23 protein-coding genes are annotated in these 24029 nt (G+C 62.4%); 10 read left to right on the top strand and 13 right to left on the bottom strand.

Going from position 1 to position 24029, the window contains the following annotated elements; genetic code table 11:
• Nucleotides 1-15: 15 nt before the first annotated feature.
• Together bhcB and bhcA are read right to left on the bottom strand one after the other, a co-directional pair.
• A complete protein-coding gene (gene bhcB, locus AAFO92_RS17045) occupies nucleotides 16-984 on the bottom strand; it encodes a beta-hydroxyaspartate dehydratase BhcB (protein ID WP_347537131.1) in 969 nt (322 codons plus the stop codon).
• Complete coding sequence (gene bhcA / locus AAFO92_RS17040; protein WP_347537129.1) at nucleotides 984-2174, bottom strand: L-aspartate--glyoxylate aminotransferase BhcA; 1191 nt, start codon at nucleotides 2172-2174, stop codon at nucleotides 984-986. Before bhcA ends, bhcB begins: the two co-directional genes overlap by 1 nt.
• Before the next feature lie 196 nt (nucleotides 2175-2370).
• Between bhcA and bhcR the strand changes: the two genes are divergently transcribed.
• Nucleotides 2371-3195: an HTH-type transcriptional regulator BhcR gene (gene bhcR / locus AAFO92_RS17035; protein ID WP_347537128.1), complete on the top strand. Its 825-nt coding sequence runs from the start codon at nucleotides 2371-2373 to the stop codon at nucleotides 3193-3195.
• Here bhcR and AAFO92_RS17030 read toward each other — a convergent pair whose 3' ends face one another.
• Together AAFO92_RS17030 and AAFO92_RS17025 are read right to left on the bottom strand one after the other, a co-directional pair.
• Nucleotides 3196-4020, bottom strand: a complete 825-nt coding sequence (locus AAFO92_RS17030) for a bifunctional allantoicase/(S)-ureidoglycine aminohydrolase (protein ID WP_347537126.1) — start codon at nucleotides 4018-4020, stop codon at nucleotides 3196-3198.
• A gap of 139 nt (nucleotides 4021-4159) precedes the next feature.
• Nucleotides 4160-5110: a helix-turn-helix domain-containing protein gene (locus tag AAFO92_RS17025; protein ID WP_347537124.1), complete on the bottom strand. Its 951-nt coding sequence runs from the start codon at nucleotides 5108-5110 to the stop codon at nucleotides 4160-4162.
• Between the two features lie 79 nt (nucleotides 5111-5189).
• On the opposite strand from AAFO92_RS17025, the gene AAFO92_RS17020 reads away from it, so the two are divergent.
• The 6 genes from AAFO92_RS17020 to AAFO92_RS16995 are packed head-to-tail and all read left to right on the top strand — an operon-like array spanning nucleotide 5190 to nucleotide 12287.
• On the top strand, nucleotides 5190-6104 hold the full coding sequence (locus tag AAFO92_RS17020) for a 3-keto-5-aminohexanoate cleavage protein (RefSeq protein ID WP_347537123.1): 915 nt from the start codon (nucleotides 5190-5192) through the stop codon (nucleotides 6102-6104).
• Complete coding sequence (locus AAFO92_RS17015; protein WP_347537121.1) at nucleotides 6101-6862, top strand: SDR family oxidoreductase; 762 nt, start codon at nucleotides 6101-6103, stop codon at nucleotides 6860-6862. The genes AAFO92_RS17020 and AAFO92_RS17015 overlap by 4 nt, the downstream gene beginning before the upstream one ends.
• The gene (locus tag AAFO92_RS17010) at nucleotides 6862-8271 is read left to right on the top strand and encodes a carnitine 3-dehydrogenase (RefSeq protein ID WP_347537119.1); all 1410 of its coding nucleotides are present in this window, start codon (nucleotides 6862-6864) and stop codon (nucleotides 8269-8271) included. The genes AAFO92_RS17015 and AAFO92_RS17010 overlap by 1 nt, the downstream gene beginning before the upstream one ends.
• A 1-nt stretch (nucleotide 8272) precedes the next feature.
• On the top strand, nucleotides 8273-9433 hold the full coding sequence (locus tag AAFO92_RS17005; protein ID WP_347537117.1) for an acyl-CoA dehydrogenase family protein: 1161 nt from the start codon (nucleotides 8273-8275) through the stop codon (nucleotides 9431-9433).
• Nucleotides 9430-11505, top strand: coding sequence for an acetate--CoA ligase family protein (locus AAFO92_RS17000; RefSeq protein ID WP_347537115.1), 2076 nt, complete (start codon nucleotides 9430-9432; stop codon nucleotides 11503-11505). The genes AAFO92_RS17005 and AAFO92_RS17000 overlap by 4 nt, the downstream gene beginning before the upstream one ends.
• A complete protein-coding gene (locus AAFO92_RS16995; protein WP_347537113.1) occupies nucleotides 11502-12287 on the top strand; it encodes a carnitinyl-CoA dehydratase in 786 nt (261 codons plus the stop codon). Before AAFO92_RS17000 ends, AAFO92_RS16995 begins: the two co-directional genes overlap by 4 nt.
• 16 nt (nucleotides 12288-12303) lie before the next feature.
• On the opposite strand, the gene AAFO92_RS16990 is transcribed toward AAFO92_RS16995, so the two are convergent.
• The 6 genes from AAFO92_RS16990 to AAFO92_RS16965 all read right to left on the bottom strand — a co-directional run bounded on the left by AAFO92_RS16990 (nucleotide 12304) and on the right by AAFO92_RS16965 (nucleotide 17466).
• A complete protein-coding gene (locus AAFO92_RS16990; RefSeq protein WP_347537111.1) occupies nucleotides 12304-12918 on the bottom strand; it encodes a hypothetical protein in 615 nt (204 codons plus the stop codon).
• A gap of 130 nt (nucleotides 12919-13048) precedes the next feature.
• Nucleotides 13049-14107, bottom strand: a complete 1059-nt coding sequence (locus tag AAFO92_RS16985) for a GGDEF domain-containing protein (protein WP_347537109.1) — start codon at nucleotides 14105-14107, stop codon at nucleotides 13049-13051.
• Entirely contained in the window at nucleotides 14104-14700 is a 597-nt protein-coding gene (locus AAFO92_RS16980; RefSeq protein WP_347537108.1) for a heme NO-binding domain-containing protein, read from the bottom strand. The genes AAFO92_RS16985 and AAFO92_RS16980 overlap by 4 nt, the downstream gene beginning before the upstream one ends.
• Before the next feature lie 96 nt (nucleotides 14701-14796).
• Nucleotides 14797-16134, bottom strand: a complete 1338-nt coding sequence (locus AAFO92_RS16975) for an 8-oxoguanine deaminase (RefSeq protein WP_347537106.1) — start codon at nucleotides 16132-16134, stop codon at nucleotides 14797-14799.
• Between the two features lie 112 nt (nucleotides 16135-16246).
• Nucleotides 16247-17035, bottom strand: coding sequence for an inositol monophosphatase family protein (locus tag AAFO92_RS16970; RefSeq protein WP_347537104.1), 789 nt, complete (start codon nucleotides 17033-17035; stop codon nucleotides 16247-16249).
• Nucleotides 17036-17094: 59 nt separating this feature from the next.
• Nucleotides 17095-17466 (bottom strand): helix-turn-helix transcriptional regulator, encoded by a 372-nt coding sequence (locus tag AAFO92_RS16965; RefSeq protein ID WP_347537103.1) that lies wholly within the window; start codon nucleotides 17464-17466, stop codon nucleotides 17095-17097.
• A 305-nt stretch (nucleotides 17467-17771) separates the two neighbouring features.
• On the opposite strand from AAFO92_RS16965, the gene AAFO92_RS16960 reads away from it, so the two are divergent.
• Complete coding sequence (locus AAFO92_RS16960) at nucleotides 17772-18734, top strand: NADPH:quinone oxidoreductase family protein (RefSeq protein WP_347537101.1); 963 nt, start codon at nucleotides 17772-17774, stop codon at nucleotides 18732-18734.
• Here AAFO92_RS16960 and AAFO92_RS16955 read toward each other — a convergent pair.
• Complete coding sequence (locus tag AAFO92_RS16955) at nucleotides 18721-19596, bottom strand: LysR family transcriptional regulator (RefSeq protein ID WP_347537099.1); 876 nt, start codon at nucleotides 19594-19596, stop codon at nucleotides 18721-18723. The two genes, AAFO92_RS16960 and AAFO92_RS16955, sit on opposite strands and share 14 nt — an antisense overlap.
• A 123-nt stretch (nucleotides 19597-19719) precedes the next feature.
• Here AAFO92_RS16955 and AAFO92_RS16950 point away from each other — a divergent pair, with 123 nt between their 5' ends.
• Nucleotides 19720-19920: a DUF1127 domain-containing protein gene (locus tag AAFO92_RS16950; protein ID WP_347537097.1), complete on the top strand. Its 201-nt coding sequence runs from the start codon at nucleotides 19720-19722 to the stop codon at nucleotides 19918-19920.
• Nucleotides 19921-20047: 127 nt separating this feature from the next.
• Complete coding sequence (locus AAFO92_RS16945; protein ID WP_347537095.1) at nucleotides 20048-20818, top strand: Bax inhibitor-1/YccA family protein; 771 nt, start codon at nucleotides 20048-20050, stop codon at nucleotides 20816-20818.
• A 210-nt stretch (nucleotides 20819-21028) separates the two neighbouring features.
• Here AAFO92_RS16945 and AAFO92_RS16940 read toward each other — a convergent pair whose 3' ends face one another.
• Together AAFO92_RS16940 and AAFO92_RS16935 are read right to left on the bottom strand one after the other, a co-directional pair.
• The gene (locus tag AAFO92_RS16940; protein WP_347537093.1) at nucleotides 21029-23182 is read right to left on the bottom strand and encodes a bifunctional diguanylate cyclase/phosphodiesterase; all 2154 of its coding nucleotides are present in this window, start codon (nucleotides 23180-23182) and stop codon (nucleotides 21029-21031) included.
• 25 nt (nucleotides 23183-23207) lie between these two features.
• On the bottom strand, nucleotides 23208-23936 hold the full coding sequence (locus AAFO92_RS16935; protein WP_347537091.1) for a transporter substrate-binding domain-containing protein: 729 nt from the start codon (nucleotides 23934-23936) through the stop codon (nucleotides 23208-23210).
• Nucleotides 23937-24029 lie beyond the last annotated feature (93 nt).

Here is a 24029-nt window from a genome sequence, read left to right as displayed (position 1 = left end):
TTGTCCTTTCGGCACTTAGCTGTTCAGCCAGGGCAGCTTGTCCAGATCGACATTGCCACCGGTGATGATGATGCCCACGCGCTTGCCCGCGAACACGTCGCGGTTCTTCAGGATGGTTGCCAGCGGCACGGCCGAAGACGGTTCCATCACCACGCGCAGGTGTTTCCAGATGAGTTTCATCGCGTCGATGATCTCGGGGTCGGACGCGGTGAAAATGTCATGAACGTGGTTCGACACGAAATGCCAGGTCAGATCCTTCAGCGGCACCAGCAATCCGTCGGCAATGGTCTTGGGCGCGTCGTCGGCGATGATATGACCGGCCTTGAAGCTGCGATAGGCGTCGTCGGCCTGTTCGGGTTCGGCGGCGATCACCCGCGTTTCCGGCGCCAGCGTCGACAGCGTCAGGCAGGTCCCCGAAATCATGCCGCCACCGCCGATGGGGGCGACCACGTAATCCAGCCCGTCGACCTGCTCGACCAGTTCTTTCGAACAGGTCCCCTGCCCCGCGATCACCCGGGGGTCATTGTACGGATGCACGAAATCGCCGCCGGTCTCGGCCTGAACCCGCGCAAAGGTCTCCTCGCGCGAGGTGGTCGAGGGCTCGCATTCGGTGATCCTGCCGCCGTAACGGCGCACCGTGTCCTTCTTGGCCTGCGGGGCGGTGTGCGGCATGACCACGTTGCACGGGATGCCGCGCAGCATCGCCGCGTAGCTGAGGCACGAGGCATGGTTGCCCGACGAATGCGTCGCGACGCCCTTGCCTGCCTGCGCCTCGTCCAGGCCGAACACCGCGTTGGTGGCGCCGCGCACCTTGAACGCGCCCGGCTCCTGGAAGTTCTCGCATTTGAAGAACAGCTCTGCGCCGGTCAGGTCGTTCAGGTAATCCGAATGCCGCACCGGTGTGCGCCGGATATGCGGCTTGATCCGCTCATGCGCGGCCAGCATGTCGTCATAGGTCGGGATATCCATCGGCAGATCCTTCATCACGCCGCCGCCTGCAGCGAGGAGCCGTTATGCGTACGATAGTAATCCTGCGCCGCGGCCACGCCGGACCCAAGCTGAATCTGCAGGCCCAGATCGGCCATGACCATCTCGGCCGTGGCAATGCCGGACAACGCCAGCACATCGGTCAACTGACCCAGATGGCCGATGCGGAACACCTTGCCCGCGACCTCACCCAGCCCGACGCCGAAGGCGACGCCGTATTTCTTGTCGGCATGGCTGACGATATCGGTGGCGTTGAACCCCTCGGGGGTGAGAATCGCGCTGACCGTGTCGGAATAGCAGTCAGGCGTCTGAGCACAAAGTTCCAGCCCCCATGCGCGGACCGCGGCGCGCACGCCTTCGGCAATCCTGGCGTGGCGGGCAAAGACGTTTTCCAGCCCCTCGTCCAGCAACATCTCGGTGGCCAGCTTCAGACCGTTCAGCAGGCCCACGGCGGGTGTGTAGGGGTAGGCGTTATTGGCATACCCCTTGGCCATATCACGGATATCAAAGAAGGTTCGCGGAAGCTGTGCGGTATCGACCGCCGCCATCGCCCTGGGCGAAAACCCGACAATCGCCAGGCCCGCGGGCAGCATGAAACCCTTCTGACTGCCGGTGACGGCTATATCGACACCCCATTCATCCATGCGGAAATCCATCGACGCGATCGAACTGACGCCATCGACGAAGAGCAGCGCCGGATGGCCGGCCGCGTCCAACGCGCGACGAATGGCGGCGATGTCCGATTTCACGCCGGTGGCGGTCTCATTGTGGGTGGCCAGAACCGCCTTGATCCTGTGTTCGCTGTCGGCGGTCAGGATTTCCTCGTACCGGTCCGCCGGGATGCCCTGCCCCCAGGGGGTTTCGACAACCTGAACGTCCAGCCCGTGGCGCTGGCACATATCGATCCAGCGATGCGAAAACATGCCGTTACGGGCGGCAAGGACCGTGTCGCCGGGGCTGAGCGTATTGGTCAGCGCCGTCTCCCAGCCGCCGGTTCCCGTTGAGGGGAAAACGAAAATCTCTGCGGTCGTGCTTTTCAGGATTTTCTTCACCCCCGCCAGTGCGGGATGCAGGATCTCTCCGAAAATCGGCGAACGGTGGTCAATCGTTGGCATGTAGGTCGCCAGACGGATCTCCTCGGGCATATTGGTCGGGCCGGGGATGAATACAGGATTTTGAAAGCTCATTTCGGTGCCCTCCTTTGATGTGTCGAAACCAGGTTAGACGCGTCCGAAAGGAAAGGAAATTTTTTTGAAATTCTTTTTCACTTTCGTTTTTTGTGATTATTATATCTTAATTTCAGCTACTTAGATTTTTTCATTGGTTAAAAGGTATTTTCATAATATGAAGAAGTGCGTTTGCAATAACGGGAAATTTCCGCATATGGCACAGCAACCACGCAAGAAGGGTCGGCCCAGGGCATTTTATGCAAAACCCGAACAATCGACGATTCAATCACTGGATCGGGCGATAGATGTGCTGGATCTGCTGGCGTCGCGTTCCGGGCTGACATTGACCGAAATCGCCACCGGGCTGGATCAATCCCCGGCCACCATGCACCGCGTCCTGTCCACGCTTCAGGCGCGCGACCTGGTGGAAATGGACGGCCAGAGCCAGACCTGGCATATCGGCGCTGCCGCCTATCGTATCGGGTCGGCATTCCTGCACCGCAGCGGTGTGGCCGAGCGCAGCCGCCCCGCCATGCGCCGGCTGATGGAGCAAACAGGCGAGACCTCGAACCTGGGGATCGAGATGAACGGGAGCGTGATGTTCATCGGCCAGGTTGAAACCGCCGAGACGATCCGTGCCTTCTTTCCGCCGGGGACGATCTCGCCCATGCACGCCTCGGGCATCGGCAAGGCGCTTCTCAGCCGGTATTCGGACGACCAGTTCGATCGGCTGTTCGCGGGCCGCGATCTGGAAGGGTTTACCGGCAAGACGGTCACTGATGCCGAGGCGCTGCGGCAGGATCTGCGACGCGCGCGCGCCAGGGGCTGGGCCCTTGACGACGAGGAGAAAGCCACCGGGATGCGCTGTGTCGCGGCGCCGATCCTGAATATCTATGGCGAGGCAATCGCGGGGATTTCCGTTTCCGGCCCGACCAGCCGGATGTCCGAAGACCGGATCGACGAGATCGCCGCGCGGGTCTGCGCCGCCGCGCAGGAGGTGTCGCGCGGCCTTGGCGCACCGTCCCCTGCCGGTGACTGATCACCTGTTCAGCGGCATATGCCGGTTCACATCCTTGTAAAGCAGATAGCGGAACGGCCCCGGCCCGCCCGCGTAACAGGCCTGCGGGCAGAAGGCGCGCAGCCACATGTAATCCCCGGCCTCGACCTCGACCCAATCCTGATTGAGCCGGTAAACCGCTTTGCCTTCAAGGACATACAGCCCGTGTTCCATCACATGGGTTTCGGCAAACGGGATCACCCCGCCGGGCTGGAAGGTTACGATCGTCACGTGCATGTCATGGCGCAGATCCGCCGGGTCGACAAACCGTGTCGTCGCCCAGACGCCATCTGTATCGGGCATCGGCGTGGGGGCGATATCACGCTCGTTGGTGACGAATGCCTCGGGCGCGTCCAGCCCCTCGACCGGCTGATAGGCCTTGCGGATCCAGTGGAACCGCGCCGCCACATCGCCACTGTTGTGCAACTGCCAGGCCGTATCCGGGGGCAGATAGGCATATCCGCCCTCCGCCATCTGGTGCGTTGTGCCGTCGATGGTCAGGGCAATCGCCCCCGCGACCACGAAGATCACCGCCTCGACCCCGCTGTCGGTTTCGGGCCGGTCGCTGCCGCCACCCGGCTGCACCTCGGCGATATATTGCGAGAAGGTCTCGGCAAATCCCGACAGCGGCCGCGACAGCACCCAGAACCGCGCATCTTGCCAGAAAGGCAGGTAGCTGGTCACGATATCGCTGAACGTGCCCTTTGGAATCACCGCGTAGGCCTCGGTAAAGACCGCCCTATCCGTCAACAACTGCGTTTGCGGCGGCAAACCGCCCTGCGGCGCGTAATAGCTGGATGTGTTCATATCGGTGCCCGTCCGTTCCTTGTGTTCGGTGCCATCAAAGACCAGACAACGGCAGGTTCCAACAGTATTCATGCCTTGCATTTGCAAAAGGTCTCTAAGGGAAATTTTGAAAGGACAGACACATCTTGGCCCCTTGTCGCTATCCGGCCCGGCGCAGGGCCGTGGGCGTTGCGCCGTATTCACGCCGCATGGCGCGGGTCAGCGCGGCAGGGGATTCGTACCCGCAGCGCAAGGCGATCTCGGCCACGCCCAGGTTGGTGCCCTCCAGCAGTTTGCGGGCCGAGGCCAGGCGCAGATGCCGGTACACCGTGCCCGGCGGCGCCCCCAGCCGTGACCGGAATCGGCGGTCCAGGGTCCGTGACTGGCACGACAGCTGCCGGGCCAGCGACTCGAGCGCCAGCGGCCGTTCGATGTTTTCGCGCATCAGGCCCAATGCCCGGCTGACCAGCGGGTCACGCACTGCCTTCTGATCGCGATCCGCCCCGATCGGCGGATCCCTGTGAATGAACAGCGCCTCCACATCCAGACGCGCGGCAACACCCACATGATCGCGGATGAGGTCCAGCGTCAGGTCCAGCGCCGACATCGCGCCCGCGCAGGTCATCAATGTACCATCCCGGACAACACGGGCCTTTTCGGCGGCCACTTCCAGAAAATGCTCGGTGAAACCATCCAGCAGATCCCAGTGCACGGTGGCCCGGCGCCCGTCCAGCAACCCGGCGGATGCCATCAGCCACGGCCCCGCATCCAGCCCCACCGTGACCCCGGCCAGGCGTGATGCGCGCCGCAGGGCGCGGCGATTGCGCGGCGTGTCATGGCGGAGGTGGTCGTAGCTGGCGGTGACAAAAAGGTAGTCGCATCTGGCCAGGGCATCCAGCGGCGCGTGCGGCAGCACCTGCATCCCGCTGGACGACAGAACCGGCGCGCCGTCGGGTGTGAAAATCTGCCAGTCAAACGCATGGGTCGAAGTCTGGGTATTGGCCGCCCGCAACGGTTCCAGGCAATTGGCCAGGCACAGGTTCGAAAACTGGTCGAAGATCAGAAAGGCGATGCGCACCGGCGATGGGGATGCTTTTGTCCATTCTGGCACGAAAATTGTCCTTTTCTGCAAATATGCACTTCGTAACACGGCGGTACGATTCTGCAAAAATTCCATGACGGAGACTCAGATGCCGCTTGCCATGAACCGAGAGGTTTTCATCACCTGCGCCGTGACCGGCTCGGGTTCGACCCAGGACCGCAGCCCGCATGTGCCGCGCTCGCCGCAACAGATCGCCGAAAACGCGATTGCCGCGGCCAAGGCAGGCGCGGCGGTGGTGCATTGCCACGTGCGCGATCCCGAAACCGGCGCGCCGTCGCGCGACCCCAAGATGTTCCGCGAAGTGACCGACCGGATTCGCGGCGCCAATGTCGATGTCGTCCTGAACCTGACCGCCGGGATGGGCGGCGATATCGTCTTTGGCAGTGCCGAGGCGCCCCTGCCCGTCAACGATGCCGGAACCGACATGGCCGGCGCGACCGAACGCGTGGCCCATGTCGCAGAATGCCTGCCGGAGATCTGCACGCTGGATTGCGGCACGATGAACTTTGCCGAGGCCGATTACGTCATGACCAACACGCCCGGCATGCTGACCGCCATGGGCAAGATGATGACCGACCTGGGCGTGAAACCCGAGATCGAGGCATTCGATACCGGCCACCTGTGGTACGCCAAGCAGCTGGTTGCCGATGGCGTTCTGGAGGCCGACGCGCTGGTGCAGCTCTGCATGGGGGTGCCCTGGGGCGCGCCGAATGACCTCAACACCTTCATGGCGATGGTAAACAACGTGCCGGCCGACTGGAATTGGTCCGCCTTCTCGCTGGGCCGCGACCAGATGGCTTATGTCGCGGCTTCGGTGCTGGCGGGCGGCAATGTCCGCGTCGGGCTGGAGGACAACCTGATGCTGGACCGCGGCGTTCTGGCGGAGAACTGGCAATTGGTCGAGCGCGCGAAGGAAATCATCGAACGCCTTGGCGCCCGCGTCATCGGGCCAGAGGAGGTCCGCAAGAAACTGCGGTTGACCAAGCGGGCCCCGCGGGGATGAACCGCCGCGTCCTGATCACCGCGGGCGCATCGGGTATCGGTCTGGGGCTGGCAAAGCGTTTTACGGCCGAGGGCGACCGGGTGGCATTGTGCGATGCGGACGCCGAGGCGATTGCCCGCGTCCAGACAGAACTGCCCGGCGTCATCGCCTGCCCGGCGGATGTAACCGATGAAGCGCAGATTGCGGCATTTTTTGGCCAGGTCGACAAGGCCTGGGGCGGGGTCGATGTGGTTTGCGCCAATGCGGGCACCGGCGGTCCGGCAGGCCGGATCGAGGATCTGGAATATGACGCCTGGCGCAATTGCGTGGGCGTGAACCTCTTTGGTGCCTTCCTGACCTGCCGTTGGGCGGCGGCACGGATGCGGGCGCAAGGCTCTGGATCGATCATCCTCACCTCTTCCACGGCGGGGCTGTTCGGGTATCCGCTGCGTTCCCCCTATGCGGCGGCGAAATGGGGCATCGTCGGGCTGACCAAGACGCTGGCGATGGAACTGGGCCCGGCCGGTGTGCGGGTGAACTGCATCTGCCCCGGCGCGGTTGAAGGGGACCGGATGGAACGGGTGCTGGCGAATGAAAGCGCCGCCACGGGCACGCCGGTCGAAGAATTGCGCGCGTCCTATGTCGCCTGCACCTCGCTCAGGACATGGGTAGACGCGGACGACCTGGCGGATATGGCGCTGTTTCTCGCCTCGCCCGCCGCAAGCAAAATCAGCGGCCAGATCCTGGCCGTCGACGGACATACGGAGAGCATCAACTGATGACCAGAACGGCAGCGATTATTGGCGGCGGGGTGATCGGCGGCGGATGGGCCGCGCGGTTCCTGCTGAACGGGTGGGATGTGCGGGTCTATGACCCCGACCCCGAGGCCGAGCGCAAGATCAGCGAAGTCATGGGTAACGCGCGCCACGCGCTGCCCATGCTCTATGACTATGCGCTGCCCGCCGAGGGCCGGCTGAGCTTCCACGAAACGCTGGCAGAGGCGGTCGATGGTGCCGAGTGGATCCAGGAAAGCGTGCCGGAAAGACTGGAGGTGAAACACAAGGTTTATCAATCACTTCAGGATCATTGCTCACCTGATGCTGTAATTGGTTCGTCAACGTCGGGCTTCAAGCCCAGCGAGCTTCAGCAAGGTGCCGTACGCCCCCGGCAGATCCTTGTGACGCACCCGTTCAACCCGGTCTATCTGCTGCCCCTGATCGAGGTCGTGCCAAGCGACAAGAACACCGCGGAAGAAATTGAAAAAACAAAGGAAATACTGACCAGCCTTGGCCTTTACCCGCTTCAGGTCCGGAAGGAAATCGACGCGCATATCGCCGACCGTTTCCTCGAGGCGGTCTGGCGCGAGGCGCTGTGGCTGGTCAAGGACGGTATCGCCACGACCGAGGAGATCGACAACGCGATCCGCTATGGCTTTGGCATCCGCTGGGCGCAGATGGGCCTGTTCGAGACCTATCGCGTGGCGGGCGGCGAAGCCGGCATGAAGCATTTCATGGCGCAGTTCGGTCCGGCGCTGAAATGGCCCTGGACCAAGCTGATGGACGTGCCCGAGTTCACCGACGAGCTTGTCGACCTGATCGCCGGGCAGTCTGACGACCAATCCGGCCATCTGTCGATCCGCGCGCTGGAACGCAAGCGTGACAACAACCTGATCGCGATGATGCGGGCCCTGAAACAGCAGGGCAACGCGGCGGGCCGCCTGATCAAGACCCACCAGAAGACACTGCGCCCCGCCCTGACCGACGCCAACCCGATCGTGTCGATGCGCCGCACCGTGCCGGTAGACTGGACCGATGTGAACGGGCACATGAACGAGGGCCGCTACGGGCAGCTGTTTTCCGACGCGGCCGAGGAAATCATGGCCCATGTCGGCGCGGATGATGATTATATCGCCGGGGGCCTCAGCTATTTCACCGTTGAAACGACGGTCAAATACCTGATGGAAACCCATGCCGGCGAGGCCATCGAGGTACATACGCGTATTACCCAGGGCGAAGGCAAGAAACTGCGCTGCTTTCACGAGATGAAGCGCGCAAGCGACGGGGAATTGCTGGCGACCTGCGACCAGTTCATGCTGCATGTCAGCCTGGAAACCCGCCGCACCTGCGAGCCCGCCGACCACGTGCGGCAGAAGGTCGAGGCGCTGGCCGCCCTGCACAAGGAGAGCTGAGATGCAATTCGGACTGACCGAAGAACAGGAGATGATCGTCTCGACCGTGCGCAGCTTTGTCGAGAACGAGATCTATCCCCACGAAGCCGAAGTCGAGCGCACCGGCGCGGTGCCTGCGGACGTGGCCGAACGGATCAAACAGAAAACCATCGACCTGGGATTCTACGCCTGCAACTTCCCCGAAGAGGTTGGCGGCGCCGGGTTGAGCCACCTGGAATTTGCCCTGGTCGAGCGGGAACTGGGCCGCGGGTCGATGGCGCTCAACCATTTCTTTGGACGGCCGCAGAACATCCTGATGGCCTGCGAAGGCGAACAGCGCGAACGCTACCTGCTGCCGGCGGTGCGGGGCGAGCGGATGGACGCGCTGGCAATGACGGAACCCGGCGCCGGGTCGGATGTGCGGGGGATGAAATGCAGCGCCCGCCGCGATGGCGGTGATTGGGTGTTGAACGGCACCAAGCACTTCATCTCTGGCGCGGATCGCGCTGATTTCATTATTGTTTTCGTGGCCACCGGCGAAGATGACACACCGCGCGGCCCCAAGAAACGTATCACCACCTTCCTGGTCGATCGCGGCACCCCGGGCTTTACCATCCGCGATGGCTACAACTCGGTCAGTCACAAGGGGTACAAGAACTGCATCCTTGAATTCGACGATTGCCGCCTGCCCGATGCCCAGGTCCTGGGTGAGGTGGATGGCGGCTTTGCAGTGATGAACGAATGGCTCTACGCCACCCGCATCACCGTCGCCACCATGTCCGTCGGCCGCGCCCGGCGCTGTTTTGACATGGCGCTCAGCTATGCGGCCGAGCGCGAGCAGTTCGGACAACCCATCGGCAGGTTTCAGGGGGTCGGTTTCCAGATCGCCGACATGATCACCGAAATCGACGCCGCAGACTGGCTGACGCTCTCGGCCGCATGGCGTCTGGATCAGGGCCTGCCGGCCAACCGCGAGATCGCCTCGGCCAAGCTTTACGCCAGTGAAATGCTGGCGCGGGTGACGGATGCGACCCTGCAGATCTATGGCGGCATGGGGCTGATGGATGATTTCCCGATCGAACGGTTCTGGCGGGACGCGCGGGTGGAACGGATCTGGGACGGCACAAGCGAGATCCAGCGCCACATCATCAGCCGCGAGTTGTTGCGGCCCCTGGGCGCATGAAGACCACCCCGCCGCCGCGAAACGACGAGAAGGTGCACGATCTGTCGCGCCTTCTGCGTCCGGCCTCCATCGCGGTGGTCGGCGGCGGCGCCTGGTGCGCCTCTGTCATCGAACAATGTCACAAGATGGGGTTCCAGGGGCCGATCTGGCCGGTGCATCCCACCCGCGAGACGATGGGCGGCATCGCGACAATCCCGTCGCTGGCAGAGTTGCCGGGCATTCCGGACGCCGTTTTCATCGGCGTCAACCGCCACCTCACGATCGAGGCCGTCCACCACCTGAGCGAAATGGGCGCCGGGGGCGCGGTGTGTTTTGCCAGCGGGTTTCGCGAAACCCAGGCCGAAACCGGCGATGGCGACACCTTGCAGGACGCGTTGCTTGACGCCGCCGGTGACATGCCGATCATCGGACCCAACTGTTATGGCTTCATCAATTACCTTGATGGTGCGCTGCTTTGGCCCGATCAGCATGGCGGGGTGCGCTGTGACGGCGGTGTCGCGATCCTGACCCAAAGCTCGAATATGGCGATCAACCTGACCATGCAGGCGCGCGGGCTGCCCCTGGCTTATATGGTTACCGCCGGGAACCAGGCGCAGATCGGCCTTGCCGAGATCGGCCGCGGTTTGCTGGCGGATCCGCGCGTCACCGCTCTTGGGCTGCATATCGAGGGGGTGGGCGATCTGCGCGCCTTCGAGGCTCTGGCACAGGAGGCACACCGCCTGAACAAGCCCCTGGTTGCCCTCAAAGCCGGGAAATCGGAGCAGGCGCGCGCGGCGGCGGTGTCGCATACCGCATCGCTGGCAGGCAGCGACGCCGGCGCACGAGCGCTGCTGGCACGGCTTGGCATCGCGCAGGTGGACAGCCTGACCGCCCTGCTGGAGGCGCTGAAACTGCTGCATTTTGCCGGACCACTGCCATCCTCTCGGGTCGTGTCGATGTCCTGCTCCGGGGGCGAGGCCAGCCTGATCGCCGACAGCGCCCTGGGTCGCGACGTGCAGTTCCCCCCGCTGACCGGCACGCAGAAGACCGGCTTGCGCGCGGCGCTTGGCCCGATGGTCGCGCTGGCGAACCCACTGGATTACCACACGTTTGTCTGGAACCATGTCGATCAGATGGCAGAGGTTTTCGCGGCGGCCCTGTCGGGTGACATTGCCCTGGGTTGCCTGATTGTCGATTACCCGCGCACCGACCGCTGCGATGCCGGCGCGTGGGACTGCACCATCGCCGCGGCGGCCGAAGCCAGCCGCAGGGCCAGAAAACCCCTGGCGATCATCTCGACCCTGCCCGAGGCCTTGCCCGAAGAGACCGCAGCGCGCATCACCCGCGCCGGCCTGATCCCGCTGCATGGGCTTGATGATGCGCTGGCCGCGATCGAGGCCGCGGCGGTGGCGGGCCAGGTCCGAACCCTGCCCGCGCCCCTGCTGATCCCCGGCGACGTCCGCACCCCCACCCTTCTGCACGAGGCCGATGCGAAGGCAGCGCTGAGCGAACATGGTGTCGAACTGCCCCGCGCCAACCGGGCGTCATCCCGTGACATGCTGCCTGAGGCGTTGCGCAATTTGCCACTACCCGTCGTGCTGAAAGCCGAGGGGCTCCCCCACAAGACCGAGGCAGGCGGCGTGGCGCTTGGACTGGACAGCGAAAAGGCGGTTATCGCGGCCGCGGCGACGATGCCTGCCGAGTGTTTTCTGATCGAAGAGATGATCGAAGGTGGCGTTGCCGAACTACTGATCGGGGTCATCCGCGACCCGGCGCATGGTTTTGTCCTGACGCTGGCGGCGGGTGGCACGTTGACGGAGATCATGCAGGACAGCGCGTCCCTTTTGTTGCCCGTCACCCGGACGGAGATCACCAAGGCGCTGCTTTCCCTGCGCATCGCCCCGCTGCTGCGCGGGTACCGGGGAAAGCCGCCGGCAGACATACCCTCGATTGTCAGCGCGGTACTTGGCGTGCAAGCCTATGTAACGGCACATGCCGCCCATCTGGACGAGGTCGAAATTAACCCGCTGATCTGCACGCCCGCCCGCGCGGTTGCCGCAGATGCCCTGATCAGGATCGGAGACGAAACGTGACAGAGAACCCCATCAAGACCGAACGCCGCGGCGCCGTGCTGGAGGTGACGCTGGACCGCCCCAAAGCCAACGCGATCGACCTGAAAACCAGCCGGATCATGGGTGAAGTATTTCAGGCGTTTCGCGACGATCCGGAACTGCGCGTGGCGATCATCACCGGCGGCGGCGACAAGTTCTTCTGCCCGGGCTGGGATCTGAAGGCGGCAGCGGATGGCGAAGCCGTCGACAGCGACTACGGCGTTGGCGGCTTTGGCGGCATTCAGGAAATGCGGGCGATGAACAAACCCATCATCGCCGCGGTCAACGGCATCTGCTGCGGCGGCGGGCTGGAACTGGCGCTGTCGGCCGATATCATCCTGGCCGCGGATCACGCCAGCTTTGCCCTGCCCGAGATCCGATCAGGCACGGTGGCGGATGCGGCCTCGGTCAAACTGCCCAAGCGCATCCCCTATCATATCGCGATGGAAATGTTGCTGACCGGTCGATGGCTCGATGCCGAAGAAGCCGCCCGCTGGGGCATGATCAACCGGATCCATCCGGGCCCGACACTGATGGACGAGGCGCGCGCGCTCGCCGATCACCTCGCGTCGGGTCCGCCACTGGTCTACGCCGCGATCAAGGAGATCGTGCGCGAGGCCGAGGCCATGAGCTTTCAGGATGCCATGAACCGGATCACCCGGCGGCAATTCAGCAGCGTCGATACGCTCTACGCGTCAGAGGATCAGCAGGAGGGCGCGCGGGCATTTGCGGAAAAACGCGATCCCGTCTGGAAGGGCAGGTAACCGCCAGCGGCAGCGGCTATTTGTGCCCGTTCTGAAGCTGCCCTGACCGTTTGTTGCCCGCGGTTGACCGGCGCCGAAGTCTTTCGGCGCGCTTGCGCTTGAACACGTCTTCGCGCAGCATCCAGGTGTATCGCCTGTCTTCCAGCGTGGGCGACCAGAACAGCACGCCCCCCTTGCGCCAGGGGTCAAGGACGATGCCCTGCTGGAAATCATCGCCCTTGCGGCTGATGACCGCGGTGCTGTGTTCCAGCCGCAGATTGAATGAATTGGCAACCGCGCGATGCAACTCAAGCGTCGCGAAATTCTCGGCCTTCAGGCGGGCTTCTATATCCTGCGCCCAATGCCAGCACAGCCCGCGCGGACGCGTTCCCATGTTGACCTTGGTGTTATGGATCAGCGGCCCGTCGGTGATCTGATATTCCTGCGCCAACTGATACGTGTATTCATAGGTCACGCGTGCCGCGCGCAATGCCTCTTCGGGGTCCACGTCGCGGCCGAGCGACTGAATCTGAGCGGCAAGCGCACTGATCTGCTGCGGCGTTCCCGGTGCCGGACCGTCTGACCGCGCTGATGCGGCATGACCGAATGCCAGCAGCGTCAGGACAGATAGGAGTCTTAAGAATACAATCATTGATCCGCGGTGTTTCTGTGCGTCATCCCCCACAGCTATCGCGCCATCAATGGCTTGTCGAGCAGATGACCAGCGCTTGACCGTTCACAATCTCGAAATCTACGCCGCCAGGGCCCGCATTCGGGCTTGCTCAGCCGCGGCGGCGTTCGGGCATGTAGACAACTTCGCTTTGTGCGGAAGCCCGCAGCGAGGGATCATAGAGAACATGCTGACCACGACCGCGCCGTTTCGCGGCATAAAGCGCAACATCGGCATCGTCCAGAAGCTGGTCGAAATCCGGCGCTTCGTAAGTGCTGCCTAGCGTGACGCCGATGCTGGCCGATATCCGGCATTCCTTGTCGCCGAACATGATCGGTTCTTCCAGGCGTTCGATCAGGCGCTCGGCCACCGCCGAGACCTTGTCGCTGGTCGTCATGCTCAAGAAGATCAGGACAAATTCATCGCCGCCGGTTCTGATGATGACATCTTCGCTCCGTGTCTCGCTGACCATCACATGCGCCACGGTCTGCAGCACATGATCCCCCGCGGCGTGACCCAGACTGTCATTCACGTTCTTGAAATAATCCAGGTCCAGGTTCATCAGGGCGAAATCCCGCCTCGTATCGATCATCCGGTTCAGGATATGGTCCATCGCGCGGCGATTCCTGAGCCCGGTCAGCGTATCGGTAAAGGCCTGTTCTTCGGCGGCAACTTTTGCGCCCTGCAAACGCAGGTTCAGCTTGCGCGACGCCTCCATCGCGGCGGATTTCGCCTCGACCAGGTAGAGCATTTCGATGGCAAGGTCGGTGGCCGCAAAATCGGCATTGGTCAGCGAAAAATCATTCACCGCGTCCAGAACCGAGATACCGAATGACAGGTTCACGATGGCCCCTCCTGCCGGGCCGAATACCGGCCTGTCACCCAACGGGACGAGGATGCCCTTGAGGTCGGTGCGCGGATTTGGCCGCAACTGCAGGTGCAGCTTGCCCCCGGCCATGGCCATCAATTCCCGCATGGACACGGCGCTGCGGGGCCGCTTCATCTCGAAAATCTCGAGAAACCGCCTCCCGGTCACATCACCGGACGGGTGCAGTTTATGGGTGGTTGCACCGGCATGAACGATATGCCCCGTGGCATCCAGAACGGCGTGCATCGGGCATAACAGGTCCAGCACCCGGCCGATATCGGCAAATTTTTCCTTGTCGCTCATACCGCACGCGCCCCCAGCTCAAATTCGCGGCCCGAGGCAAACGCGGTTTCCAGCAGCCTGATTTCGACCGTTTCACGTCTGCCCTTGCTGTCCTTGACCTCCATGAACACGAGCGCGCCATAATCATCGGCCATCGCCCGCAACAGACCCATTGCCACATGGCCGAAGCCCGGCATTGCCGCCTTTTGGGAATGCACCGTCAGGCACAGGTATTCCGCGGTGATTTCACGCAGCTCCATCTCCGGCAGGTTCAGATCGGCGACGGCAAGGCGCGCGCGCTCCGGCAGATCGTCCACCGAATGCAGGAAATCGACAAAGGTCACACCGCCGAAACGCATCAGGCGGCGCAGCGCCTCGAAACTGGGATGAGAAACGAGATAAGTCCCGATATCCTCAAGGATATCCGTGTCCGGCCGGTCCAATACTTCTGCCAGCGCGTCCAGCAGCTTGACCGTCAGCTCATCATCATAGGTCAACATCGGCTCAAACTCGGCAAAGCCCAGATCCAGACGTCGCATGACTTCTGCCCAGGTCTCTTCGCCATAGGTGTCGTGAACGAATCGTTCGACCGATCTGTTGATCAATCCGTGCATGGGCCACTCCATTGATGCGATGGCATCATCGCACCGCATCCTTAACAAGAGGCCAACGATTCAAATTGTCAGCAGAGTTTCGCGCCCGCGTGCGCCTCAGCCCCGGGCCAGCCGCTCTACCAGCTTGTTCTGCTGCGCGATTTTCGCTGGCAGGTCGATCGTGATGACATATCCGTCCCGGACCACCTGTCGCCCCTCGACGAAGAGATCGCGCACCTTGCTGGGCCCGGCCAGCAGCAGCGCCGCCGGATCCCAACTGCCGGCGCTGTCCACGCCGCCCGCATCCCACAGCGCGATATCCGCGCGTTTGCCGGGCGCCAGCCGGCCGCAATCGGGACGGCCCAGAACATCCGCCCCGCCGCGGGTGGCGATTTCCAGCGCCTCGCGCGCACTCATCGCATCCGCCCCCCGGGCCACGCGCTGCAGCAGCATCGCCTGGCGCGCCTCGAGCATCAGATTGCCGGTATCGTTACTGGCCGACCCATCGACCCCCAAACCCACCGGCACCCCCGCATCACGCATTTGCCGCACCGGTGCGATGCCCGAACCAAGCCGGCAGTTCGAACAGGGGCAATGCGCCACGCCGGTTCGGCTTTTTGAAAATAAATCAATCTCATGCGTATCCAACTTCACGCAATGCGCATGCCACACGTCATCCCCGGTCCACCCCAGGTCTTCGGCATACTGGCCGGGCCTGCAGCCGAAATTTTCCTCGGAATAGGTGATGTCTTCGTCGTTTTCGGCCAGATGGGTGTGCATCATCACCCCCTTGTCACGCGCCAGCAAAGCCGCATCGCGCATCAGTTCGCGACTGACCGAAAAGGGCGAACACGGCGCCACACCGACACGGCACATCGATCCCTCCGCGGGATCGTGAAAGCGGTCGATCACGCGAATGCAGTCTTCAAGGATCGCCGGTTCCTGCTCGACCAGCACGTCAGGCGGCAGACCGCCATCGCTTTCGCCGATGCTCATCGCGCCTCGGGTCGGATGAAACCGCAACCCGATCTCAACTGCGGCCTCGATCGTGTCGTCCAGCCGGGCGCCGTTCGGAAACAGGTAGAGGTGATCCGAGCTGAGCGAGCAGCCCGACAGCGCCAGTTCAGCCAGCCCGATCGTGGCGGAAATCCGCATTTCTTCGGGACCGAAACGCGCCCAGATCGGATAGAGGGTCCGCAGCCAGCCGAAAAGAAGCGCATCCTGTCCGCCGGGAACCGCGCGGGTCAGCGTCTGGTAAAGATGGTGATGCGTGTTCACAAGCCCGGGTGTCACCACGCAGCCCCGTGCTTGCACCACCTGCCCGGTTGTCTCCAGGTTCCGACCTATTTCCCGTATCACGCCGTCGCCGATACGAATATCCGCATCGCGCAATTCGCTGCGGTCATCATCCATGGTCAGGATATGGCTTGCGCCCCGAATAAGTACTTCTTCCATTGGAATGGCCTCTTCACTTCCGCGCCGACCCCCTCGGACAGATGTGAAATGCGCGGCGGAAAGGGGCAAGAACCGCGGTCAGCCCCAGATTAGCCTCGGTAGGCCCCCGCGATCAAGCGATCCGCGAGAGAATCTCCAGCGCCGCCTCATGCTGCTGCCGCCCCGCAGCGGCCAGAACACGACCACCCTGATGCGCCGGACCACCCTGCCAATCGGTCACGATCCCCCCCGCGGCCTCGACCACGGCCAATGGCGCCTGAATATCGTAAATCTGCAGCCCGGCTTCGATCACCAGGTCAATCTGCCCGGCCGCGATCAGCGCGTAGGCATAGCAATCCATCCCGTAGCGCGTCAGCTTGACGCGCGAGGCCACCTCCCTGAATGCCGCCCCTTCATCGGTGGTCCCGACCTCGGGAAAGGTGGTATAGAGCACGGCATCATCAAGCGCGCAGTCACCGCGCGCCCGCAGCACGCGTTCACCCTGGGGACCGACCACGCGCGACCGGCCCAGCCCGCCTTCGAAACGTTCGCTGATATAGGGCTGATCGACAATCCCGTAGATCGGCCCATTTTCGTCGGAGACCGCGATCAGGACGCCCCATGTGGGCGTGCCCGACATAAAGCCGCGGGTTCCGTCGATCGGGTCCAGCACCCAGGTCAGGCCGCTCTCGCCGCTCTGGCTGCCGTATTCTTCACCCAGGATGCCGTCCTTCGGGCGCAATCGGGCCAGAACATCCCGCATGGCGCGTTCCGTGGCGCGATCGCCCTCGGTCACGGGGTCAAACCCCATCCCGGCCTTGTTGTCAGCCGAAAGGTCTTTGGAACGGAAGAACGGCAATACCGCCTCCCGGGCGGCATCCGCCACCGCGTGCGCGGTGGCGACGATGTTTTCTTTGTCCATGGATCACCCGGCCCTCATGCTACGTGTCGCAGAATGAGTAGCCAGATTTTCACCTCGCCTCAAGCGACGTCGCTGAGGACCCGTGCCAGATCAAACAGCCGGCGGCGCTGGTTTTCGGGGATAGCATAGTAGGACCGAACCAGATCCAGTGCCTCCTTGTCGCCGAGAAGATCGGCCGGAACCGCACTTCCTTCGTCACGCTCGGCAGTGTCGCTATCGAGACCTTCGAAGAAAAAGCTGACCTCGACATCCAGTGCATCGGCAATATCCCAAAGCCGAGATGCGCTGACGCGATTGGCGCCGGTTTCGTATTTTTGTATCTGCTGGAACTTGATTCCAACACTTTCCGCGAGTTGTTGCTGTGTCATTCCGACAAGCCAGCGACGATGACGAATGCGCTTACCAACATGTACGTCTACGGGGTGCGGCATGGGTATTTCCTTCCTTTACTGCCCCAAACATCCGAAACCCGATATTCCGGGCACGGCGGGGTTAATATTTACCATTCATTACGCCACGCATCCCTGTAGCGCGCCGCAAAGGTACCATTGTAGCGTTAAATTACAAGAAATTTTGCTATACGAAAACGTGACCTACCCAAACGAGAAACAATCTACGCTTGCACCTATACTTTAGACTAGGCCCGCGTAAGGCCCCGCGATGTTTGACAATATCGGCCGGTTTCGTCTAGGCCCGCACTCACGCCAGATCATTTCCCCCCGCTCAAGAGGCCCGGATGCGCGCTTATCAGATCACTTCCTTTGAAATGCCCCCTGCCCTGGCGGAAGCCGCCGTGCCGGAGCCGTCCAAGGGTGAAATCCGGGTGAAAATCGGGGCTTGCGGGTTGAACTTTGCCGATCTTCTGATGACTGAGGGAAAATATCAGGACACGCCCCAACCGCCCTTCACGCTCGGCATGGAAGTAGCCGGCACGGTGGACGCCATCGGCCCCGAAACGGATGCCCCCCCGGTCGGAAGCCGGGTTGCGGTGTTCGGCGGTCAGGGCGGCCTGGCGGAATATGGGTGTTTCCCGGCGGATCGCGCGGTTGAATTGCCTGCGCAGATGTCATTCGTGGACGCCGCCGCCTTTCAGATCGCCTATGGCACAAGCCATGTCGCGCTAGATTACAAGGCGCGTCTGCAACCGGGCGAGACCCTGTTGGTGCTGGGCGCCGCCGGAGGGGTCGGATTGACCGCCGTCGAAATCGGCAAGCTGATGGGCGCCCGGGTGATCGCCTGCGCCCGGGGTTCAGAAAAGCTCGATGTTGCGCGCGCGGCCGGCGCAGATCACCTGATCGACGCCCAGACCGAGGATATCCGCGAGGTCTGCAAATCGCTGGGCGGGGTCGACGTGACCTATGATCCCGTCGGCGGCGAGCAATTCAAGGCCGCCTTCCGCGCCAGCAATCCCGGTGCACGGATTTTGCCCATCGGTTTCGCCAGCGGAGAGGTGCCGCAAATCCCCGCCAACCACTTGCTGGTCAAGAACATCAGCGTGATCGGCCTCTATTGGGGCGGATACCTGAAATTCCGGCCCGAGGTGGTGACGCAAAGCATGGCGACGTTGCTGAACTGGTACCGCGAAGGACGGCTGAAACCGCATGTCAGCCACACCTTGCCGCTTGCGCAGGCGGCCGATGCGCTGGAATTGCTGCGCAGCCGCAAATCAACCGGCAAGGTCGTCGTCAGGATTGATTGACCGCCGCCATATCACTGGCGCAGAAACCGTTCCGCAGCATGATCGCCAATTGCTCGACCAGTTCGTTTCGCGGCGTCCTGCCGCCATATAGATTGATCTTTTGCGTCCCCAGCTCGGGCAGGTTGGCCGCCGTTGGAACCAATTCCAGATGACCCGGCGCGCTGCCCTCCAGAATCGCGGTGACCGCCAGATCTGCACTGACCGTCGCCATGATCGCACCATCTGAATCCGAATCGATGGCATTTTCCCAGTCGATCTCAGCCTCTTCCAGCAGTTTGATCGCGCCCGGGCGGAAAAGGCAGTTGCGGCAGTTGGCCAGCCGCAGCGGGCGTTGTTTCCAGGCCGTGCCGCCCACCGCGCCATACCATCTCAGCGGCATCTCCGTCAGGGTTTCCCCGCCCGGCCCCACGATCGTTTCCGTGGTCAGAATCAGGTCGACATCGCCGCTGCCATAAGACGCGATCAGCGCCGTGGAATAGGACGAGTTCAGGTTGACCTTTACCCGGGGAAACGCGGCGTTGAACTGCTTCAGTACCCTTGGAATGGTGGGATAGATGATGTCATGCGGCACGCCGAAGGTAATTTCGCCTTCCCATACCTGGTCGGTCAAGCGGCCCACGATCTCGTCATTCGTCTCGACGAGACGGCGGGCATAGCCCAGCAACTGCTCGCCCGAAGGCGTGAGGGCGATCTTGCGGTTGCTGCGGTCCAGAAGGTCCAGCCCCAGCATCTCTTCGAGCCGCTTGAGCTGCATCGACACGGCCGATTGCGTCAGGTTCAGCGCCGTGGCCGCACGGGTGACACCGCCGTGATCCGATACCGCCACGAAGGATCTGAGCGTGGTTAGGTCGAGATTGCGCATATATCACACTCCTTGATGGTAGACGTCATAAACATTCGTTTTCAATATGGCACGACTTCTGGCAAAAGATCAACATTGGAAATGCATTGATGCAGAACCATCACCAAAACGAAAGGAAAAACCATGGCATACCTGTCCACGACACATCACAGCTGCCGCCCGGTTTCCGACCGGCGCGGGTCTCTTCTGGACGCCCTGGCGCTCTATCGGCAGCGCCGCGCACTGGCCAGGCTGGATGATGCGGCACTCGATGATCTGGGAATCACCCGCGAAGAGGCCATTGCCGAATCGCGGCGGTGGTTTTGGGATCGGCCCGAAAAATAAAGCGGAACAGGGCGCTGAAATAGTCCGTTTCCGCCTCAGTAAACCCTTGAAAATGATGGTTTGCTGACCGATATTGACGGCAAAGGGTCCGCGTTGTGACCCGCCAGTTTCAAAATCGGAGGATTAGATGGCTGAATTTGACACAATCCGGGGCGTCGCAGGCACGCGCACCGCCGCGATTGATGAAGGCCTGCGCGCCCACATGAACAAGGTCTACGGCACGATGTCCGTGGGCATGTTGATCACGTTTGCCGCTGCCTGGGCGCTTTCGGGGCTGGCGGTAACCGATGTGCCGAATGCCTACCAGATCGGCACGGACAAGTTTCTGACCGGTCTCGGGGTCGCGCTTTACACCTCGCCGCTGAAATGGCTGGTGATGTTCGCACCGCTGCTCTTCGTGTTCGGCTTCAGCGCCGGGATCAACCGCATGTCGGCGGCGACAGCACAGGTCGTGTTCTACGTCTTTGCCATGGTGATGGGTATCTCGATCAGCTCGATCTTTCTGGTGTTCACCGGGTTTTCGATCGTGCAGGTGTTCCTGATCACCTCCATCGCCTTCGCGGGCCTGTCGCTTTGGGGCTACACCACCAAGAAAGATATCTCGGGCTGGGGCAGCTTCCTGATCATGGGCGTGATCGGCCTGATCGTGGCGATGATCGTCAACCTGATCTGGCCGATGCCCGGTCTGGCCTTTGCGATCTCGATCCTGGGCGTGCTGATCTTTGCCGGCCTGACGGCGTATGACACGCAGAACATCAAGAGCACCTATGTGGCGCATGCCCACAGCGGTGACACGGAATGGCTGGGCAAGGCCGCGATCATGGGCGCGTTGAACCTCTACCTGGACTTCATCAACATGTTCATGTTCCTGCTGCAATTGCTCGGCAATCGCGAATAACGGCATAGCCGAAGATCACGTATGAAACGGCCCGCCAGACCCCAGGTCTGGCGGGTTTGTTTTTGGGTCAGGCTGATCCTGCTGCGGGCTCTCCGACAGGGCGCCAACGGTGCACCGGGCGCGGAAACACTACCGCAGCGCCTCCGGCGCATGGCGATCACACCTGTCACGTTGCGGTGCGGCCATCTCCGGCCCCACTATCCCGTGAGATCACGACGCCCGTTTCCCCGGCCTGCGTGCAGCCAGCAGCGCCAGCTGTTCCGCGGCCGGCACGGGGCGGGCATAGAGAAACCCCTGATGGGTACTGCATCCCAGGTCCAACAGCAGTTTCCGCTGCTCCTCGGTCTCGACCCCTTCCGCCACAACGCTGATGCCCAGCGTGTTGCCAATTTCCAGAACACAGGACAGCAGTTTTTCGTTCCGGTCCTGTTGGAGGGCCGCCATCACCAGTTCACGGGCGACTTTCAGGCGTGAGGGGCGCAGCGTCATCAGGCTTACGATGGATGTCCTGCCGGTGCCGAAATCATCAATCTCGATATCCAACCCCAATTCCCGGATGGCATCGATGGTCCAGGAAAGCTCGCGCGAGGGCTTGTCGAGCGTTGTCGTCTCCAGAAGCTCGACGGCCACCGGCGTTTCGATTCCCTCACGCAGTGCCTGCAGCCGGTCAATCAGCCCGTCATCCCGCAGATGATCCTCGGACAGGTTTATGGAAAGGCCCGGCACCGTCACCCCATCGGCCGCGGCATCGCGGAGAAACTGCGCGCATTTGTCAAAGATTATGCCGTCGATCATCCGGACCAGGTCGTTGTCCTCGGCCACCGGCATGAATTCCCGCGGGCCCAGGATCTCGCCACCCGGTTTGCGCCACCTGGCCAATGCCTCCATGCCGACGATTCGGCCGGTCCTTGCGTTCACCTGGGACTGAAAGAACGGCTCGAACTGCCGCTCTTCCACCGCCTGGAGCAGGTCGCTCACCGCCTCGCGGCGCTTCCTTACGCGTTCCTGAATGTTCTCGCTGGACAGAACAGTTCGGTTGCGGCCCTTGTGCTTGGCCTCGTAGAGCGCCTCATCCGCCGCCCCCAGAAGCGCTTCGAGCGAGGTTGACGGCACGCATCTCTCCCAGGCCAGCCCGATGCTGGCGGTAACGATATCGCTGACACCGGAGCGGTCATGCGGGATCGCGAGCGAGGCGATTGCCCGATGCGCCGCCATGGCAAGCTGTTCGCCGGCACCCCGGCCCCCGTCGCGGGTCATGCACACAAATTCTTCGCCACCATAGCGCGCGACCAGGATGTCCTGCCCGTCGGACAGGGCGCCCAGGGCCACCGCGATCCGTTTCAGGCACTCGTCACCGGCCTGGTGCCCGTAGTGGTCGTTGAACGGTTTGAACTGATCGACATCGATCATGAGCAGCGCCACCGACGAGCCCGTCGCCGTGGCATCCTTGACGAAACGTTGCGACAGCCGGTCGAATGCGCGCCGGTTGTAGAGCCCCGTCAGCGCATCGAAATCCGCCTGCCGTTTGAGGGCGCGGTTGGCGGCGTTCAGTTCCTCGGTCCGGGCCCTGACTGCCTCTGACAACAAGGTCGACCGCTGGTTAAGCTCTGAATTGCTTTTTCTGACCTCGCGGGTGGAGTTTTCCAGCGTATTGATCGCAGATTCGGCATTGCCTGACATCGCTTCGATCCGCGATCCCAGCATCTCGATCTCGGTGCCGCGCAGAAAGCCGGGCGGTGCCGGCGTGGTGATCACCCCCGCGCCCGGCCGCCAGCCTGCCGCCGCCTCGGCGATCTGGATGATGTGGCGCGCCAGGGCGGCATAGACCAGCGCCACCAGGGCGACGCCAAACAACAGGTTCTTGATGGTCGCAAGCAGAAAATAGGACACCATCCGGTTAACGATTGCCGGCGGGACGATGGAACGATCAACCACCACCGTGATCCGGCCGATCACCTCATTTTCGCTGGCTTCGGGGTTATGCAATTCCCTGGTCAGTTCCTTCTCATCGCTGGACGACATCGGCGCGAAGGTTGGCAGGGTCGATTCCAGTACCCGCTCACGCTCGGTCATCAGGTCGGGGCCATTGAAGATACGCACCTGGCGGATGGCGCGCTGCATGAACAGCCCCTCGATCACCTGCTCGGCCGCCGCATCATGAAAATTGAAAACCGCCGAAGATGCCGAGGGCACGATACTGTCCAGAAAGGCGTCGGCCGATGCCTCGACCGCGTCTTTTTCCTGTCTGAGGTCGACCGCAAGCTGTGTCAGCGCGGCGATCATGCCCAGGACGAGCGTCAGCAACAGCGTGATCTTCAGCAAGACCTTGCTGAGCGGCCTGGGGGCCCGTCCCGTGATAGCCATGTCGCGCGCTGAACCGGATGCCATATTACTGTTTGGCGTTCTCTGCCTGAAGGCTATCGGCTGCCACCTGCAATGCCTCGGCTATTCCGGCGGCACCCGGCCGGCTGCGCGGCACAAGCAGATACCCGTGGGAGGCAATCAGCGGATCGCCAACCACGACAAATTCCCCCCGTTCTTCAGCCGGGAAGCTGGTGGCGATGATGTGCCGCCCCACGATCTCGCTGATCGGGAAAACATCAATGCGCCCGGCCAGAAGCTTGCGCAGATTAGCCTCGTCCGTCTGCGCCTCCGACACGGTCAGAACACCGCTTTCCGCCAAGTTCCAGAACTCCGGGGAATAGGTATAGCCCGTCACCACGCCGATGCGCAGACCGGAAAGCTCCTCCAGCGTCTGGAAATCCGCGATATCGGAGCCGGCAATGGCGAAAAAGACCTGCTCATCCTCGATCACGGGCCCGACGTGAAAGAAATCGCTTTCGCGCCCGGCGTCGTAATACCAGTACGAAGTGCCATCGAATTCACCCCGGCGCGTCATTTCCAGGGTACGTTTCCAGGGCATATACGCAAATTCGACATCAAACCCCGCCCGTGCGGCGATCTGCCGGACAGTCTGGTTCACGATACCGTCACCGGCGATGTCGCGCCCGGTAAAGGGGGCGTAATCGCCTGTCGCTATCGTCAATGACCTTGTTTCCGCCCGAAGCTCGGCAGAGGCGGTCAACAATGCAATCGCAGCCGGGATCAGAAATCGCATTCGTACACTCCAGAACTGTTATGGTCCGAGGTGGTACGGCGAGAGCTTTGAGAATTCGTTTTAAAATCGGGGGCTGTTAAAACTTTCAACAGT

Origin of the sequence: Roseovarius sp. CAU 1744 (genome assembly GCF_039839345.1) — a bacterium.
In the GTDB taxonomy this organism is placed as follows: Bacteria; Pseudomonadota; Alphaproteobacteria; order Rhodobacterales; family Rhodobacteraceae; genus Roseovarius.
Note: the sequence above shows the minus strand (reverse complement) of the source record. Positions and strands in the feature narration are given on the sequence as shown.

Coding starts and splice junctions, on each gene's coding strand:
- AAFO92_RS17015 (WP_347537121.1), top strand. CDS start 6,101: ATGAACCGCCGCGTCCTGATCACCGCGGGCGCATCGGGTATCGGTCTG.
- bhcB (WP_347537131.1), bottom strand. CDS start 984: ATGAAGGATCTGCCGATGGATATCCCGACCTATGACGACATGCTGGCC.
- AAFO92_RS17020 (WP_347537123.1), top strand. CDS start 5,190: ATGCCGCTTGCCATGAACCGAGAGGTTTTCATCACCTGCGCCGTGACC.
- AAFO92_RS16970 (WP_347537104.1), bottom strand. CDS start 17,035: ATGGACAAAGAAAACATCGTCGCCACCGCGCACGCGGTGGCGGATGCC.
- AAFO92_RS17030 (WP_347537126.1), bottom strand. CDS start 4,020: ATGAACACATCCAGCTATTACGCGCCGCAGGGCGGTTTGCCGCCGCAA.
- AAFO92_RS16945 (WP_347537095.1), top strand. CDS start 20,048: ATGGCTGAATTTGACACAATCCGGGGCGTCGCAGGCACGCGCACCGCC.
- bhcR (WP_347537128.1), top strand. CDS start 2,371: ATGGCACAGCAACCACGCAAGAAGGGTCGGCCCAGGGCATTTTATGCA.
- AAFO92_RS16935 (WP_347537091.1), bottom strand. CDS start 23,936: ATGCGATTTCTGATCCCGGCTGCGATTGCATTGTTGACCGCCTCTGCC.
- AAFO92_RS17010 (WP_347537119.1), top strand. CDS start 6,862: ATGACCAGAACGGCAGCGATTATTGGCGGCGGGGTGATCGGCGGCGGA.
- bhcA (WP_347537129.1), bottom strand. CDS start 2,174: ATGAGCTTTCAAAATCCTGTATTCATCCCCGGCCCGACCAATATGCCC.
- AAFO92_RS16990 (WP_347537111.1), bottom strand. CDS start 12,918: ATGATTGTATTCTTAAGACTCCTATCTGTCCTGACGCTGCTGGCATTC.
- AAFO92_RS16980 (WP_347537108.1), bottom strand. CDS start 14,700: ATGCACGGATTGATCAACAGATCGGTCGAACGATTCGTTCACGACACC.
- AAFO92_RS16955 (WP_347537099.1), bottom strand. CDS start 19,596: ATGCGCAATCTCGACCTAACCACGCTCAGATCCTTCGTGGCGGTATCG.
- AAFO92_RS17000 (WP_347537115.1), top strand. CDS start 9,430: ATGAAGACCACCCCGCCGCCGCGAAACGACGAGAAGGTGCACGATCTG.
- AAFO92_RS16940 (WP_347537093.1), bottom strand. CDS start 23,182: ATGGCTATCACGGGACGGGCCCCCAGGCCGCTCAGCAAGGTCTTGCTG.
- AAFO92_RS16950 (WP_347537097.1), top strand. CDS start 19,720: ATGGCATACCTGTCCACGACACATCACAGCTGCCGCCCGGTTTCCGAC.
- AAFO92_RS16975 (WP_347537106.1), bottom strand. CDS start 16,134: ATGGAAGAAGTACTTATTCGGGGCGCAAGCCATATCCTGACCATGGAT.
- AAFO92_RS16960 (WP_347537101.1), top strand. CDS start 17,772: ATGCGCGCTTATCAGATCACTTCCTTTGAAATGCCCCCTGCCCTGGCG.
- AAFO92_RS16965 (WP_347537103.1), bottom strand. CDS start 17,466: ATGCCGCACCCCGTAGACGTACATGTTGGTAAGCGCATTCGTCATCGT.
- AAFO92_RS16985 (WP_347537109.1), bottom strand. CDS start 14,107: ATGAGCGACAAGGAAAAATTTGCCGATATCGGCCGGGTGCTGGACCTG.
- AAFO92_RS17005 (WP_347537117.1), top strand. CDS start 8,273: ATGCAATTCGGACTGACCGAAGAACAGGAGATGATCGTCTCGACCGTG.